This window comes from Xylophilus sp. (assembly GCA_009914555.1).
Taxonomy (GTDB): Bacteria; Pseudomonadota; Gammaproteobacteria; order Burkholderiales; family Burkholderiaceae_C; genus WNDY01.
In genome coordinates this window covers 1-13,683 of the sequence record WNDY01000082.1, presented here as the reverse complement: position 1 = coordinate 13,683, position 13,683 = coordinate 1, and the positions used below count along the sequence as shown (strand labels likewise).

Here is a 13,683-nt window from a genome sequence, read left to right as displayed (position 1 = left end):
TGAAGACGGCCTGCGTCCATGGTCAACGGTTTGCCACACGCGAGCAGGCACGCCAGGCGGTCATGGACTGGATCGCCTTCTACAACCATTCGCGGCTACATTCGGCGTTGGGCTACCTCAGCCCCATGCAGTTCGAACAACGCTGGTTGGCGACGCAGCGCAAATCTGCCGCTTGATGACCGGGCTATGCACTCCGGTTTTCAGGGGCAACCTCACACCGCGTTCTCCACCAGCGGTTGGAGCAGCAGCGCAGGCACCGGCACCGAGGCGAACGGCAGCTCCAGCGCATAAGCCAGGCGTGGGCCATGCGCACAGCCATCAGCGCGAGGTAGTCGGCCAGCCGCGCAAACTCGTCGGCCAGCGTATGGCGCCCCGCGCGCGAGGCGCCCAGCGTGGCGCGCAGGAAGTCGATCAGGTGGTCCAGCATCCGCTCGGCGCGGACCGGGTCGGTGGCGATCAGCGCGCGCAGGTTGGCCAGCGTGTTGAACATCATGTGCGGCTCCAGCTGGCTTTCCAGCAGCCGAAGCTGAGCCTCGGCCGCGCTGCGTTCGGCGCGGGCGACCCGGATCTTCAGGCGGTCCGCTTTGACGCGGTAGACCATCTGGCCTGCCGCCGCCAGGACGAGAGCCGCCCGTATCAGCCAATGGCCGGCGTCCTTCGACCGTGTTGGGTACCCGGCCCCGGGAGTATGCGACAGGTAGCCGACTGCTGCACCGATGACCAAGCCGGCGGCGGCTGCCAGCAGCAGCCTGCGCCACCGTGGCGGCCCAGGAACAGAATCCCTGTGGCTGGGCCGGACGTGGCGTGTCAGCCTGGAGAGGAGGGACGGGATCGGCATGGAGTGCATTGTCATTCACGCCCTCGGCGGCGGGACTCCAGGAGCGGATGGATCGGGGAGGGCATGGCAGGCACTGTTGCACCTTGCCACCGTACCCGCCAAGGCGGTGCGACGGATGGATGCGCGTGCGGCGCGAATCGCGCGTATCGGGGCGCCAATGGCGTCACATGCCGACGCAAAAGGGGCCGGCCGTGCGGGAGACAATCCGCCCATGCCCCTCCGTCCTGCCCTGCCTCCCCACCTCCGGCGCTTCGCCCTGCTGACCGCGGCCGCACTGCTCGCCGGCTGCGCCGCCCAGCCGCCGCGGCCCGCCGCGCCGCCGTCCGTGCCCACGCAGCTGCCGGCCCCGGTGCCCCCGGCCGTGCCGCTGCCGCCGGCCAGCCCGCCGGCCGACGCGGCGCAGGCCGCGCCCGACGCCGCCGGTTTCGCCGCCTGGCTCGCCGGCTTCGAGCGCGAGGCGCTCACCGCCGGCATCCGGCCCGAGACGGTTCGCCAGGCCCTGGCCGGCGCCCGGTTCGAGCCGCGCGTCATCGAGCTCGACCGGGCCCAGCCCGAGTTCACGCGTCCGCCCTGGGCCTACCTCGACAGCGCCGTGTCGGCCCAGCGCGTCGCCCAGGGCCAGGCGCAGCTGGCGCAGTACCGCGCGCCACTCGATGCCGCCGCCGCCCGCTTCGGCGTGCCGGCATCGGTCATCACCGCCATCTGGGGCATCGAGAGCAACTACGGCAGCAATTTCGGCAGCTTCCGCGCCATCGATGCACTGGCCACGCTGGCCTACGAAAGCCGGCGCCGCGCCTGGGCCAGCCAGGAGCTGATCGCCGCGCTGCGCATCATCGACAACGGCGACATCGACGCGGCCCACATGGTCGGCTCCTGGGCCGGCGCCATGGGCCACACGCAGTTCCTGCCGTCGGTCTTCCTGGCGCATGCGGTCGATGCCGACGGCGACGGCCGGCGCGACATCTGGGGCAGCGTGCCGGACGTGGCAGCCTCCACCGCCGCCTTCCTCGCGCATGCGGGCTGGCAGCGCGACCAGCCCTGGGGCGTGGAGGTGCGGCTGCCGCCGGGCTTCGACCACGCGCGGGCCGAGCTGGCGGTGCGGCAGGACGCATCGCAGTGGGCGGCCGAAGGCATGCAGGCCATCGACGGCGGCGCGCTGCCGCCGCTGGCGGGCGCCTCCATCGTCGCGCCGGCCGGCGCGCGCGGGCCGGCCTTCCTGGTCGGGCCCAACTTCCGGGCCATCCTGCGCTACAACAATTCGGTCAGCTATGCGCTGGCCGTCGGCCTGCTGGCGCGCCAGATCGATGGCGGCCCGGGCGTCGTGGCGCCCTGGCCGCGCGAGCTGCAGCCGCTGTCGCGCAGCCAGACCCGTGCGCTGCAGGAGGCGCTCAACGCGCGCGGCTTCGACGCCGGCGCGCCCGACGGCGTGGCTGGCCCGGCGACGCGCGCGGCCCTGCGCCGCTACCAGCAGAGCGTGGGCGCGGACGCGGTCGACGGCTACCCGACGCTGGACTGGCTTGAGCGCCTGGCGCCGGCTGCGGCGGGCGGCTGACGGCGCTTGCCAGGCTCGACCGAGAAAGGTGGCCGTGCGGCGGCACGGCAGCGCCCGGAACCCCGGTCGCGCACGGCCGCCTCGTCGAATCCCCGGGGTCAGGGCCGCGACCCGGCAGGTGGCGAAAGAGGGCCGGGTTGTGGCGCTCACGAGACGGTGCGCCGCCACCGTGCGCACAGCCGCTCGGGGCGCCGGCCCCCGCGCAGACGCGCCTGCGGCTGACAGGCGCAGCCCGTCGGGGCGGCGAGGATCGGGTCATTCGCTGTTCTCCTACGGAGGTTCTACATGAAGATGCACCCGCTATTCGCCGCGGCCGCCGCGGCCTTCGCCATCCTGGCAGCAGGCACGGCCGGCGCCCAGGTCACCAAGGCCGCCTCGGAGGCTTCCGACGCCGCCGAGCACAAGATCGAGCAGAAACGCGCCGACGAGAAGGCGCAGCGAAGCGGCCCGGTCGGCAAGGCCGTCAACAACGTGAAGTCGGGCTACCACAAGGAGCGATCCGAGCATTCGGCCAAGAAGGCCAAGAGGTCGCTCAGGAACGCCACGGACTGAGCGCGACCGCCGGGGTGCGGTGCCGGCCTTCGCACCCTGGCGGATAAATCAAGGCGCCGCAGCCTCGCAGGCTGCGGCGCCTCGTCGTTCCTGCGGGCAGGGCGGCGGTCAGGCCGGACGCAGCTGCACCTCGATGCCCTGCGCCGTCACCCGGATTTCCCCTGGCTCGAAGCTGCGGCCGCCGTAGCGCAGGTCTTCCGGCGCAAAGCGGTGCAGCGGGTAGCCGTCGAGCGCCTCGCGGGCCAGGGCCGAGGCCGCGAGCTGCAGGTTCTGGTTGTCGCGCCGCGACAATGCGTCGAGCTCCAGCCGCTCGGCGTCCGGCTGGTACAGCCGCACCGTCCGGTCGTCCGCCTGGAAGCGCAGCCCGGTCTGCATGGCGAGTGCGCCCTGGGCGACGCGGGCCAGCAACGGACTGGCGATGCGCACCCGCGTGGCGACCGACAGCCGGTTGGTCTCGGGATGCAGCGCCACCGCGGGCTCGCTCAGCTCCGCCGCCAACAGCGGCGAGGGCCGCACCGTCAGCGGGAAGTGCCGGGCCAGCCGTGCCGCGATCTCCGGCATCTCGACCGTATAGGTCTGGGTCCAGATGTTGTAGCCGGCCCGGCCTGGGGCGGGCGCCGCCGCCGTCGCGGCGGCGGCTAGGCGAAGGAGCCAGGCGCGCCGGCGCCATGCGTCTGGTGGGATAGCGGGTGTCTTCATGCGTGTGTCATGCACGGCGGATATTGAAAAAAGCCGTTCGGGTGGCAATTGGAGCAGGCTGCGCGGGTCGGTGGGCATCGATGGATGGCGACAGAAGGTGCGCGGCCGCGCTATAATCCGGGTTCACGACCGAGAGGGCGGGTTCCGACCGCTCTTTTTTTTTGGGCGTGTATTTTTGTGCTCGCTGCCGCGGGGCCGTTCCCGGGTTTTCGGGTTTTTTTGTTTTCATCGACCAGACAGAAACTTCAGCACGTGGCATTGCGGCAGATCGTCGAGCAGACGGTGATTGGATTGGGATACGACCTGGTGGAGATCGAGCGCTCCGCGGGCGGTCTGCTGCGCATCACGGTGGATCTGCCCTGGGCGCCGGCGCCAGAGGGAGCCCTCCAGGTGCCTGAGCAGTTCATCACCGTCGAGGACTGCGAGAAGGTCACGCGCCAGCTGCAGTTCGCGCTGGAGGTCGACGGCATTGACTACCACCGGCTTGAGGTGTCCTCGCCGGGGATCGACCGGCTGCTGCGCGACGAGCGCGACCTGCAGCGCTTCGAGGGCGAGGTCGTCGACCTGACGCTCAAGGAGCCGCTCGGCGCGGCCGCCACCGAAGGCATCGCCGCCAACCGGAAGAAAGTCCGCGGCCAGCTCGAACGCGTGGCCGGCGCCGCGCCGCCCGCGGCCCCCTGGCAGATCGTTTGGTCCGACGAGCCGAAGGTCAAGCCGGGCCAGCGGGTGAGCAAGAAGCGTGCTCCGGCGCCGGTGCATGCGATGGCCTTCACGCTCGACGAGGTACGGGAGATCCGCCTGGCGCCGATCGTGGATTTCAAGGGCCGCGCGCCGGCCCCGAAGCCGGCGGAGGGCTGACCGGCCGACCGTCCACCCACGGCCGCCGGCGACAGCAAACAGGATGCGCGGCAGGCCCCCCGGCGGCCCGCAGCAGGAACGAAAACAGGAGAGTCATGGCATGAATCGCGAATTGTTGATGTTGGTCGAAGCCATCTCGCGCGAGAAGAACGTCGAGCGCGACGTGGTGTTCGGCGCGGTCGAATCCGCGCTGGCGCAGGCGACCAAGAAGCTGTACGAGGGCGATGTCGACATCCGCGTGGCCATCGACCGCGACAGCGGCGTCTACGAGACCTTCCGCCGCTGGCACGTCGTCCCCGACGAGGCCGGCCTGCAGCTGCCCGAGCAGGAGATCCTGCTGTTCGAGGCCAAGGAACAGATCCCCGATATCGAGGTCGACGAATACATCGAGGAGCCGGTCGAGTCGCTGCCCATCGGCCGCATCGGCGCGATGGCCGCCAAGCAGGTGATCCTGCAGAAAATCCGCGACGCCGAGCGCGAGATGCTGCTCAACGACTTCATGTCGCGCGGCGACAAGATCTTCACCGGCACCGTCAAGCGGCTCGACAAGGGCGACATCATCGTCGAGAGCGGCCGCGTCGAAGGGCGCCTGCGCCGCAGCGAGATGATTCCCAAGGAGAACCTGCGCAGCGGCGACCGCGTGCGGGCCATGATCATGGAGGTCGACCTGACGCTGCGCGGCGCGCCGATCCTGCTGTCGCGCTCGGCGCCCGAGTTCATGATCGAGCTGTTCCGCCAGGAGGTGCCCGAGATCGAGCAGGGCCTGCTGGAGATCAAGTCCTGCGCCCGCGACCCCGGCAGCCGCGCCAAGATCGCCGTGCTCTCGCACGACAAGCGCGTCGACCCGATCGGCACCTGCGTCGGCGTGCGCGGCACCCGCGTGAACGCGGTGACCAACGAACTCGCCGGCGAGCGCGTGGACATCGTGCTCTGGAGCGAGGATCCGGCCCAGTTCGTGATCGGGGCGCTGGCGCCGGCCAACGTGTCCTCGATCGTCGTCGACGAGGAGAAGCATGCGATGGACGTGGTCGTGGACGAGGAGAACCTCGCCATCGCCATCGGCCGCGGCGGCCAGAATGTGCGCCTCGCGTCCGACCTGACCGGCTGGAAGATCAACATCATGGACGCGGCGGAATCGGCGCAGAAGCAGGCCAACGAGGCCGACACCAGCCGCCGCCTGTTCATGGAGAAGCTCGACGTGGACGAGGAGATCGCCGACATCCTCATCGCCGAAGGCTTCACGAGCCTCGAAGAAGTCGCCTACGTGCCGCTGCAGGAAATGCTCGACATCGAAGGCTTCGACGAAGAGACCGTCACCGAGTTGCGTGCCCGTGCCAAGGATGCGCTGCTGACGCTGGAGATCGCCCGCGAGGAAAATGCCGCCGGCGTTTCCCAGGACCTGCGCGATCTCGAAGGGCTGGCGCCCGAGCACATCGCGAAGCTGGAGGCCGCCAACGTCCGCACCCGCGACGACCTGGCCGATCTGGCGATAGACGAACTCACCGAAATCACAGGCCAGTCCGAGGACGAGGCCAAGGCACTGATCTTGAAGGCCCGCGAACACTGGTTCGCCGGCCAAGAGTAAAGATCATGGAGGCACGAACCATATATGTCGAGCAACACCGTAGCCGAGTTCGCGAGCGAACTCAAGAAATCTCCTGAAACGCTGCTGGAGCAACTGCGCTCCGCCGGCGTCGCCAAGGCGTCCACCGGCGATGCCCTGACCGAGTCCGACAAGCAGAGGCTCCTGGGCTTCCTGCAGGCCAGCCATGGCACCGTGGCGGCCGACCGCCGCAAGATCACGCTGACCAAGAAGTCGACCAGCGAGATCAAGCAGGCCGACGCGACCGGCCGCGCGCGCACCATCCAGGTCGAGGTGCGCAAGAAGCGCACCTTCATCAAGCGCGACGACAGCCTCGACGGAGCCGCCGAAGGCGTGCCGGCGGCCGAGGCTGTGCAAGCTGCCGGAGCACCGGCGCCGCAGGACCCGGAACTCGTCCGGCGCGAGGAGGAAGCCCGCCGCCAGGCCGAGCTGATCCGTCGCCAGGAAGTGGAGCTGGAGGCCAAGCGCCAGGAGCGTGAGCTGCGCGAACAGCGCGAGCGCGAGGCCGAGGCCCGTGCCGCCGCCTACGCCGAGCAGGAAGCCGCCAAGCGCGCCCAGGTCGATGCCCAGCGCGCCGAGGCCAGCCGCGAGCAGGCCGCCGAAGCCGCCGCCCGGGTGGCTGCCCAGCAGGCCGCCCGCGACAAGGCCGCCGAGGAGTCGCGCGCCCGCGCCGAGGAGGAACGGGCCCGCGCCAGCGACCTCGAAGCCCGCCGCCGCAAGGCCGAGGCCGAGGCCGCCGCGATCCGCTCGATGATGGCCACGCCCAAGAAGGTGCTGGTCGCGCCCAAGAAGGAAGAGCCCAAACCGGTGGCCAAGGCCGCCGCGCCGGCCGATGCCGCCAAGAAGGGCACGCTGCATAAGCCGGCTGCGCAGGCAGGCGCCGGCGCGCGCGCCGGCACGGGCGTAGCTGCGCCGGCCGGCGGCAACAAGGAAGTCAAGTCGGCCAAGCTGTCCTCCAGCTGGGCCGGCGACACGGCCAAGAAGAAGGAAATCAAGACCCGCGGCGACAGCACGGGCGGCGTGGGCCGCAACAGCTGGCGCGGGGGTCCGCGCGGCGGCCGCCGCGGCGACCGCGACCGCGATGACCACCACCCGCAGCAGGCGCCGGTGGAGCAGCGCATCATCGAGGTGCACGTGTCCGAGACCATCACCGTGGCCGAACTCGCCCACAAGATGGCGGTCAAGGCGTCGGAAGTGATCAAGACGCTCATGAAGATGGGCCAGATGGTCACCATCAACCAGCCGCTGGACCAGGACACGGCCATGATCGTGGTCGAGGAAATGGGCCACAAGGCGGTGGTGGCGGCGCTGGACGATCCGGAAGCCTTCACCGACGAGGAAGTGCAGAACCAGCAGGCCGAGCTGCTGCCGCGCGCGCCGGTCGTGACCGTCATGGGCCACGTCGACCACGGCAAGACCTCGCTGCTGGACTACATCCGCCGCGCCAAGGTCGCCTCGGGCGAGGCCGGCGGCATCACGCAGCACATCGGCGCCTACCACGTCGAGACCGAGCGCGGCGTCGTGTCGTTCCTCGACACCCCGGGCCACGAGGCGTTCACCGCCATGCGTGCCCGCGGCGCGCAGGCGACCGACATCGTCATCCTGGTGGTGGCGGCCGACGACGGCGTGATGCCCCAGACCAAGGAAGCCATCAAGCACGCGAAGGCGGCCGGCGTCCCGATCGTGGTGGCGGTCAACAAGATCGACAAGCCCGATGCCAACCCCGAGCGCGTCAAGCAGGAGCTCGTGGTCGAGGAGGTCGTACCCGAGGAGTACGGCGGCGATTCGCCGTTCGTCAGCGTCTCGGCCAAGACCGGCCAGGGCATCGACGAGCTGCTGGAGCAGGTGCTGCTGCAGGCCGAAGTGCTCGAACTCAAGGCGCCGGTCGATGCCGCGGCCAAGGGCATCGTCATCGAAGCCCAGCTCGACAAGGGCCGCGGCCCGGTCGCAACCGTGCTGGTGCAGTCCGGCACGCTCAAGGTGGGCGACGTGGTGCTCGCGGGCCAGACCTACGGCCGCGTGCGCGCCATGCTCGACGAGAACGGCGTGGCGTCGAAGACGGCCGGCCCGTCGATCCCGGTGGAGATCCAGGGCCTGTCGGACGTGCCGCAGGCCGGCGACGACTTCATGGTCATGGCCGACGAGCGCCGTGCCCGCGAGATCGCGACCTACCGCGCCGGCAAGTTCCGCAACACCAAGCTGGCCAAGCAGCAGGCCGCGAAGCTCGAAAACGTCTTCTCCGAGATGACGGCCGGCGAGGTCAAGAACCTGCCGATCATCATCAAGGCCGACGTGCAGGGCTCGCAGGAAGCGCTGTCGCAGTCGCTGCTCAAGCTCTCGACCGACGAGGTGCGGGTGCAGCTGGTCTACGCCGGCGTGGGCGGCATCAGCGAAAGCGACATCAACCTCGCGATCGCGTCGAAGGCCGTCGTCATCGGCTTCAACGTGCGCGCCGACGCCGGCGCCCGCAAGGCGGCCGAAACGAGCGGAGTGGACATCCACTACTACAACATCATCTACGACGCCGTGGATGAGCTGAAGGCCGCGATGTCCGGCATGCTGGCGCCCGAGCAGCGCGAGGAAGTCATCGGGACGGCCGAGATCCGCACCGTGTTCGTGGCCTCCAAGATCGGCACGGTGGCGGGCTCCTACGTCACCTCGGGCGAAGTGCGCCGCAATGCGCGCTTCCGCCTGCTGCGCGAAAACGTGGTCATCTACACCGGCGAGATCGAGTCGGTCAAGCGCCACAAGGACGACGTGCGCGAAGTCAAGGAAGGCTTCGAGTGCGGTATCAAGCTCAAGAACTACAACGACATCAAGGAAGGCGATCAGCTCGAGATATTCGAGATCAAGGAAATCGCCCGGACCCTGTGAGCGCGCGATGCCGAAGAAGTCTTCCACCCCGAACCGCGGTTTCAAGGTCGCCGACCAGATCCAGCGCGACCTGACCGAGCTGATCGCGCGCGAGTTGAAGGACCCGCGCGTCGGCATGGTCACGCTGCAGGCGGTCGAGGTCACGCCGGACTACGCGCATGCGAAGGTGTTCTTCAGCGTGCTCGTCGGCGATCCGCAGGAGACGCAGGAGGCGCTCAACCAGGCCGCGGGCTTCCTGCGCAACGGCCTGTTCAAGCGCCTGCACATCCACACCGTGCCGACGCTGCACTTTCTGTTCGACCGCACCACCGAGCGCGCGGCCGACATGAACGCGCTGATCGCCCAGGCGGTCGCCTCGCGCTCCAAAGAAGAGTAAGCATGAACGCGCCACGCACACGGGTGCAGCGGCGCCCTGTGCATGGGGTGTTGCTGCTCGACAAGCCGCTGGGCTTCTCCAGCAACGATGCGCTGCAGAAGGCCAAGTGGCTGCTGCGCGCCGAGAAGGCCGGCCATACCGGCACGCTCGATCCGCTCGCGAGCGGCGTGCTGCCGCTGTGCTTCGGCGCGGCGACCAAGTTCAGCCAACTCCAGCTCGATGCCGACAAGACCTACGAGGCCGTTGTGCGCCTGGGCGTGAAGACGCGCACCGGCGATGCCGAGGGCGACGTGGTCGAAGAGCGCGCGGTGGACGTCGATGCAGCCAGGCTGGCCGCCGCCGTGCCGCGATTCGTCGGCGAGATCGAACAAACTCCCCCCATGTACAGCGCGCTGAAGCGCGAAGGAAAAGCGCTCTACGAGTATGCCCGAGAGGGTATCGAGGTGGAGCGCGCAGCGCGCCGGGTGCACATCCGCACGCTCGACGCCCGGCTGGAAGCGCCGTCGCCCGGCGTGCACGAAGTCCACCTGCGCGTGCGCTGCAGCAAGGGCACCTACATCCGCACGCTCGGCGAGGACATCGGCGAGGCGCTCGGCTGCGGCGGCCACCTGACGCTGCTGCGCCGCGTGGCGACCGGCCACTTCGGCGTGGCACAGGCCCTCACGCTGGCCGCGCTCGAATCGCTCGACGAGGCGGCGCGGCTCGCGCGGCTGCTGCCGGTCGAGTCGCTGCTGCCCGATCACACGCGCGTCACGCTCGCGGGCGACGATGCGGCGCGCTTTCTCTCGGGCGTGCGGCGCCGCGGCCACTGGGCCGACGCGCCGGCGGTCGCGGTGTTCGGCGCGCGGCCGGCGGCGCTGCTGGGCACGGCCCATGCGAAGGCCGGCGAACTCATCCCGGGGCGGCTGTTGAGCCCCATCGAAATCCAGCAGGTCCTGGAACAGCAGGAAAGCACGACCCCGCCGTCCGCACACCGGGCGGCGACCAAGGAAACCCTATGAGCACTCCCATCCGCAACATCGCGATCATCGCGCACGTCGACCACGGCAAGACCACCATGGTGGACCAGCTCCTGCGCCAGTCCGGCACCTTCGCCGAGCACGAGAAGGTGGTCGACACGGTGATGGACAACAACGCCATCGAACGCGAGCGCGGCATCACCATCCTGGCCAAGAACTGCGCCGTGCGCTGGAAGGGCACGCACATCAACATCGTCGACACCCCGGGCCACGCGGACTTCGGCGGCGAGGTCGAGCGCGCGCTCTCGATGGTCGACAGCGTGGTGCTGCTGATCGACGCGCAGGAAGGCCCGATGCCGCAGACGCGCTTCGTCACGAAGAAGGCGCTGGCGCTGGGCCTGCGCCCGATCCTCGTGGTCAACAAGGTCGACAAGCCGGGCGCCAACCCCGACAAGGTGGTCAACGCCGCGTTCGACCTGTTCGACAAGCTCGGCGCGACCGACGAGCAGCTCGACTTCCCGGTGGTGTACGCCTCGGGCATCAACGGCTGGACCTCGCTGGAGGAAGGCGAACCGGGCGAGCAGTGGGGCCCCGACATGTCGGCGCTGTTCGACACCATCCTCCAACACGTGCCGGCCAACTCGGGCGACCCGGCCGCACCGCTGCAGCTGCAGATCTCGGCGCTCGACTTCTCGACCTTCGTCGGCCGCATCGGCGTGGGCCGCATCAGCCAGGGCACGCTCAGGCCCGGCCAGGACGTGCTGGTGATGGAAGGCCCGGACGGTCCGTCCACCAAGGGCCGCGTCAACCAGGTGCTGACCTTCCAGGGCCTGGACCGCATGCAGACGCCCGAGGCCGGCCCCGGCGACATCGTGCTGATCAACGGCATCGAGAACATCGGCATCGGCGTGACCGTGACCGACCCGGCCAACCCCGCGCCGCTGCCGATGCTGCGAGTGGACGAGCCGACGCTCACGATGAACTTCTGCGTGAACACCTCGCCGCTCGCGGGCCGCGAAGGCAAGTTCGTGACCAGCCGCCAGCTCTGGGACCGCCTGCAAAAGGAGCTGCAGCACAACGTGGCCCTGCGCGTGAAGGAAACGGATGAAGACGGCATCTTCGAGGTGGCCGGCCGCGGCGAACTGCACCTGACCATCCTGCTGGAGAACATGCGCCGCGAGGGCTACGAACTGGCCGTCTCCAAGCCGCGCGTGGTGTTCCGCGACATCGACGGCGTGCGCCACGAGCCGATCGAGCTGGTCACCGCCGACATCGAGGAAGGCCACCAGGGCGGCGTGATGCAGGCGCTCGGCGAGCGCAAGGGCGAATTGGTCAACATGGAACCCGACGGCCGCGGCCGCGTGCGCCTGGAGTACCGCATCCCGGCGCGGGGCCTGATCGGCTTCACCAACGAGTTCCTGAACCTCACGCGCGGCTCGGGCCTCATCAGCAACATCTTCGACGGCTACGAGCCGCACAAGGGCGAGATCGCCGGCCGCAAGAACGGCGTGCTCATCAGCATGGACGACGGCGAGATCTTCACCTACGCGCTCGGCAAGCTCGACGACCGCGGCCGCATGTTCGTCAAGGCCGGCGACCCGGTCTACGAGGGCATGATCGTCGGCATCCACAGCCGCGACAACGACCTGGTGGTCAATGCCACCCGCACCAAGCAGCTGACCAACTTCCGCGTCAGCGGCAAGGAGGACGCGATCAAGATCACGCCGCCGATCGACCTCACGCTCGAATATGGCGTGGAGTTCATCGAGGACGACGAACTGGTCGAGATCACGCCGAAGAGCATCCGCCTGCGCAAGCGCTTCCTCAAGGAGCACGAGCGCAAGCGCGCGTCGCGCGAAGGCTGAGCGGCTTTTCTCCCACCTCCAGACGACAAAGCCGCGTTTCGCAGCTTTGTCGTTTTTGGATACTCTCGGGGCTAGGAAGTTGTAGCGCCCGGATGGTGGTCGCTACAGCAGCATACCCCCCGATTACTTCGCTGCGGCGTCGGTCACGCGCCAGACGGTGTTGCCCACGTCGTCGGCCACCAGCAGGCCGCCGCGCTTGTCGATCGCCACGCCGACGGGGCGGCCCTGGGCCTCGTCCTTGTCGTTGAGGAAGCCGGTCAGCACGTCGCGCGGCACGCCCTGCGGCCTGCCGTCGGCGAACGGCACGAACACGACCTTGTAGCCGCTGTGCGGCCTGCGGTTCCACGAGCCGTGCTCGCCGACGAAGGCGCCGCTCGCATAGGCCGCGGGCAGCTTCGCGCCTTCGGCGAACGTCAGGCCGAGCGCGGCCACGTGGGCGCCGAGCGCGTAGTCCGGCGCGATGGCCTTGGCCACGAGGTCGGGGCGCGGCGGCTTTACGCGGGTATCGACGTTCTGGCCCCAGTAGCTGTAGGGCCAGCCGTAGAAGGCGCCTTCCTTGACCGAGGTGAGGTAGTCGGGCACGAGGTCGTTGCCGAGTTCGTCGCGCTCGTTAGCCACGGTCCAGAGCACGCCGGTCCTGGGCTCCCAGGCCAGGCCGTTGGGGTTGCGCAGGCCGCTGGCGAACAGGCGCTTGGCGCCGCTGGCGCGGTCCACTTCCCAGATCGCGGCGCGGCCTTCTTCCTTGTCGATGCCGTTCTCGCCGACGTTGCTGTTGGAGCCGACGGTCACGTAGAGCTTGCTGCCGTCCTTGCTGGCGATGACGTTCTTGGTCCAGTGGTGGTTGATGCCGGCCGGCAGGCCGGTCACCCTGGTGGCCGGCGCGGTGATTTTCGTCGCGCTTTCGTCATAGGGGAACTTGACCAGCGCGTCGGCGTTGGCCACGAACAGTTCCTTGCCGACCAGCGCGATGCCGAACGGCGAGGTCTGATCTTGCCCCCGTTTCACGGACACCCCTATAAGCGATTAACTATCGCAATAGGAGGTGGACGATGACCAAGAGCAAGGCAGGCAGAAAGGGGCAGGAGTTCAGCCTGGAGTTCAGGCAGCAGGCACTGTTGCGAGCGGCCACAGAAGGGGTAACCACGGTGGCTCGTGATCTGGGGTTGCAGCCTGCCCAGCTGTACAGTTGGCGCGCCCAGGCGCGGCGGCACGACCAGGACGATCAGGCACAACGCTTGGAGTTGGCCGAACATGCACGGCTCAAACGTGAAGTGGCGCGGCTGGAGGAGGAGTGAGGTTGCCCCTGAAAACCGGAGTGCATAGCCCGGTCATCAAGCGGCAGATTTGCGCTGCGTCGCCAACCAGCGTTGTTCGAACTGCATGGGGCTGAGGTAGCCCAACGCCGAATGTAGCCGCGAATGGTTGTAGAAGGCGATCCAGTCCATGACCGCCTGGCGTGCCTGCTCGCGTGTGGCAAACCGTTGACCATGGACGCAGGCCGTCTTCA

At 69.1% G+C, this 13,683-nt stretch carries 13 protein-coding genes and 2 pseudogenes; 10 read left to right on the top strand and 5 right to left on the bottom strand.

What is annotated here, in order from left to right:
- Positions 1 to 176, top strand: a 176-nt coding sequence (locus tag GAK38_RS21700; RefSeq protein ID WP_325345865.1) for an IS3 family transposase, incomplete at its 5' end; no start/stop codon positions are given.
- A 39-nt stretch (positions 177 to 215) separates the two neighbouring features.
- On the opposite strand, the pseudogene GAK38_RS21695 reads toward GAK38_RS21700, so the two are convergent.
- Positions 216 to 553 (bottom strand): annotated as a pseudogene (locus tag GAK38_RS21695) (sensor histidine kinase); the annotation flags it as partial.
- A gap of 496 nt (positions 554 to 1,049) precedes the next feature.
- Between GAK38_RS21695 and GAK38_RS21690 the strand changes: the two are divergent.
- Positions 1,050 to 2,390 (top strand): lytic murein transglycosylase, encoded by a 1,341-nt coding sequence (locus GAK38_RS21690; RefSeq protein WP_325347005.1) that lies wholly within the window; start codon positions 1,050 to 1,052, stop codon positions 2,388 to 2,390.
- Positions 2,391 to 2,675: 285 nt separating this feature from the next.
- Complete coding sequence (locus GAK38_RS21685) at positions 2,676 to 2,942, top strand: hypothetical protein (RefSeq protein ID WP_325347004.1); 267 nt, start codon at positions 2,676 to 2,678, stop codon at positions 2,940 to 2,942.
- Between the two features lie 108 nt (positions 2,943 to 3,050).
- Here the strand turns inward: GAK38_RS21685 and GAK38_RS21680 are convergent, their stop codons facing one another.
- A complete protein-coding gene (locus GAK38_RS21680) occupies positions 3,051 to 3,641 on the bottom strand; it encodes a hypothetical protein (RefSeq protein WP_325347003.1) in 591 nt (196 codons plus the stop codon).
- A 7-nt stretch (positions 3,642 to 3,648) separates the two neighbouring features.
- Positions 3,649 to 3,900, bottom strand: coding sequence for a hypothetical protein (locus GAK38_RS21675; protein ID WP_325347002.1), 252 nt, complete (start codon positions 3,898 to 3,900; stop codon positions 3,649 to 3,651).
- On the opposite strand from GAK38_RS21675, the gene rimP reads away from it, so the two are divergent.
- From rimP to typA, 6 genes are all read left to right on the top strand, one after another.
- The gene (gene rimP, locus GAK38_RS21670) at positions 3,894 to 4,499 is read left to right on the top strand and encodes a ribosome maturation factor RimP (RefSeq protein WP_325347001.1); all 606 of its coding nucleotides are present in this window, start codon (positions 3,894 to 3,896) and stop codon (positions 4,497 to 4,499) included. The two genes, GAK38_RS21675 and rimP, sit on opposite strands and share 7 nt — an antisense overlap.
- A gap of 100 nt (positions 4,500 to 4,599) precedes the next feature.
- Positions 4,600 to 6,084 (top strand): transcription termination factor NusA, encoded by a 1,485-nt coding sequence (nusA, locus tag GAK38_RS21665; protein ID WP_325347000.1) that lies wholly within the window; start codon positions 4,600 to 4,602, stop codon positions 6,082 to 6,084.
- Between the two features lie 24 nt (positions 6,085 to 6,108).
- Entirely contained in the window at positions 6,109 to 8,976 is a 2,868-nt protein-coding gene (gene infB / locus GAK38_RS21660) for a translation initiation factor IF-2 (protein ID WP_325346999.1), read from the top strand.
- A 7-nt stretch (positions 8,977 to 8,983) separates the two neighbouring features.
- Positions 8,984 to 9,352, top strand: coding sequence for a 30S ribosome-binding factor RbfA (gene rbfA, locus GAK38_RS21655; protein WP_325346998.1), 369 nt, complete (start codon positions 8,984 to 8,986; stop codon positions 9,350 to 9,352).
- 2 nt (positions 9,353 to 9,354) lie between these two features.
- Positions 9,355 to 10,353 (top strand): tRNA pseudouridine(55) synthase TruB, encoded by a 999-nt coding sequence (gene truB / locus GAK38_RS21650; RefSeq protein ID WP_325346997.1) that lies wholly within the window; start codon positions 9,355 to 9,357, stop codon positions 10,351 to 10,353.
- Complete coding sequence (typA, locus tag GAK38_RS21645; RefSeq protein ID WP_325346996.1) at positions 10,350 to 12,176, top strand: translational GTPase TypA; 1,827 nt, start codon at positions 10,350 to 10,352, stop codon at positions 12,174 to 12,176. Before truB ends, typA begins: the two co-directional genes overlap by 4 nt.
- A gap of 123 nt (positions 12,177 to 12,299) precedes the next feature.
- On the opposite strand, the pseudogene GAK38_RS21640 reads toward typA, so the two are convergent.
- A pseudogene (locus GAK38_RS21640) lies at positions 12,300 to 13,166 on the bottom strand (PQQ-dependent sugar dehydrogenase); the annotation flags it as partial.
- A gap of 59 nt (positions 13,167 to 13,225) precedes the next feature.
- Here GAK38_RS21640 and GAK38_RS21635 point away from each other — a divergent pair.
- Entirely contained in the window at positions 13,226 to 13,471 is a 246-nt protein-coding gene (locus GAK38_RS21635) for a transposase (protein ID WP_296800002.1), read from the top strand.
- A gap of 36 nt (positions 13,472 to 13,507) precedes the next feature.
- Here GAK38_RS21635 and GAK38_RS21630 read toward each other — a convergent pair.
- A partial coding sequence (locus GAK38_RS21630) for an IS3 family transposase (protein WP_325345865.1) occupies positions 13,508 to 13,683 on the bottom strand: 176 nt, incomplete at its 5' end.

Excerpts from the sequence above, each read along its gene's own strand:
- GAK38_RS21690 (WP_325347005.1), top strand. The coding sequence starts at position 1,050 with ATGCCCCTCCGTCCTGCCCTGCCTCCCCACCTCCGGCGCTTCGCCCTG.
- GAK38_RS21685 (WP_325347004.1), top strand. The coding sequence starts at position 2,676 with ATGAAGATGCACCCGCTATTCGCCGCGGCCGCCGCGGCCTTCGCCATC.
- GAK38_RS21680 (WP_325347003.1), bottom strand. The coding sequence starts at position 3,641 with ATGAAGACACCCGCTATCCCACCAGACGCATGGCGCCGGCGCGCCTGG.
- GAK38_RS21675 (WP_325347002.1), bottom strand. The coding sequence starts at position 3,900 with ATGCCACGTGCTGAAGTTTCTGTCTGGTCGATGAAAACAAAAAAACCC.
- nusA (WP_325347000.1), top strand. The coding sequence starts at position 4,600 with ATGAATCGCGAATTGTTGATGTTGGTCGAAGCCATCTCGCGCGAGAAG.
- infB (WP_325346999.1), top strand. The coding sequence starts at position 6,109 with ATGTCGAGCAACACCGTAGCCGAGTTCGCGAGCGAACTCAAGAAATCT.
- rbfA (WP_325346998.1), top strand. The coding sequence starts at position 8,984 with ATGCCGAAGAAGTCTTCCACCCCGAACCGCGGTTTCAAGGTCGCCGAC.
- truB (WP_325346997.1), top strand. The coding sequence starts at position 9,355 with ATGAACGCGCCACGCACACGGGTGCAGCGGCGCCCTGTGCATGGGGTG.
- typA (WP_325346996.1), top strand. The coding sequence starts at position 10,350 with ATGAGCACTCCCATCCGCAACATCGCGATCATCGCGCACGTCGACCAC.
- GAK38_RS21635 (WP_296800002.1), top strand. The coding sequence starts at position 13,226 with ATGACCAAGAGCAAGGCAGGCAGAAAGGGGCAGGAGTTCAGCCTGGAG.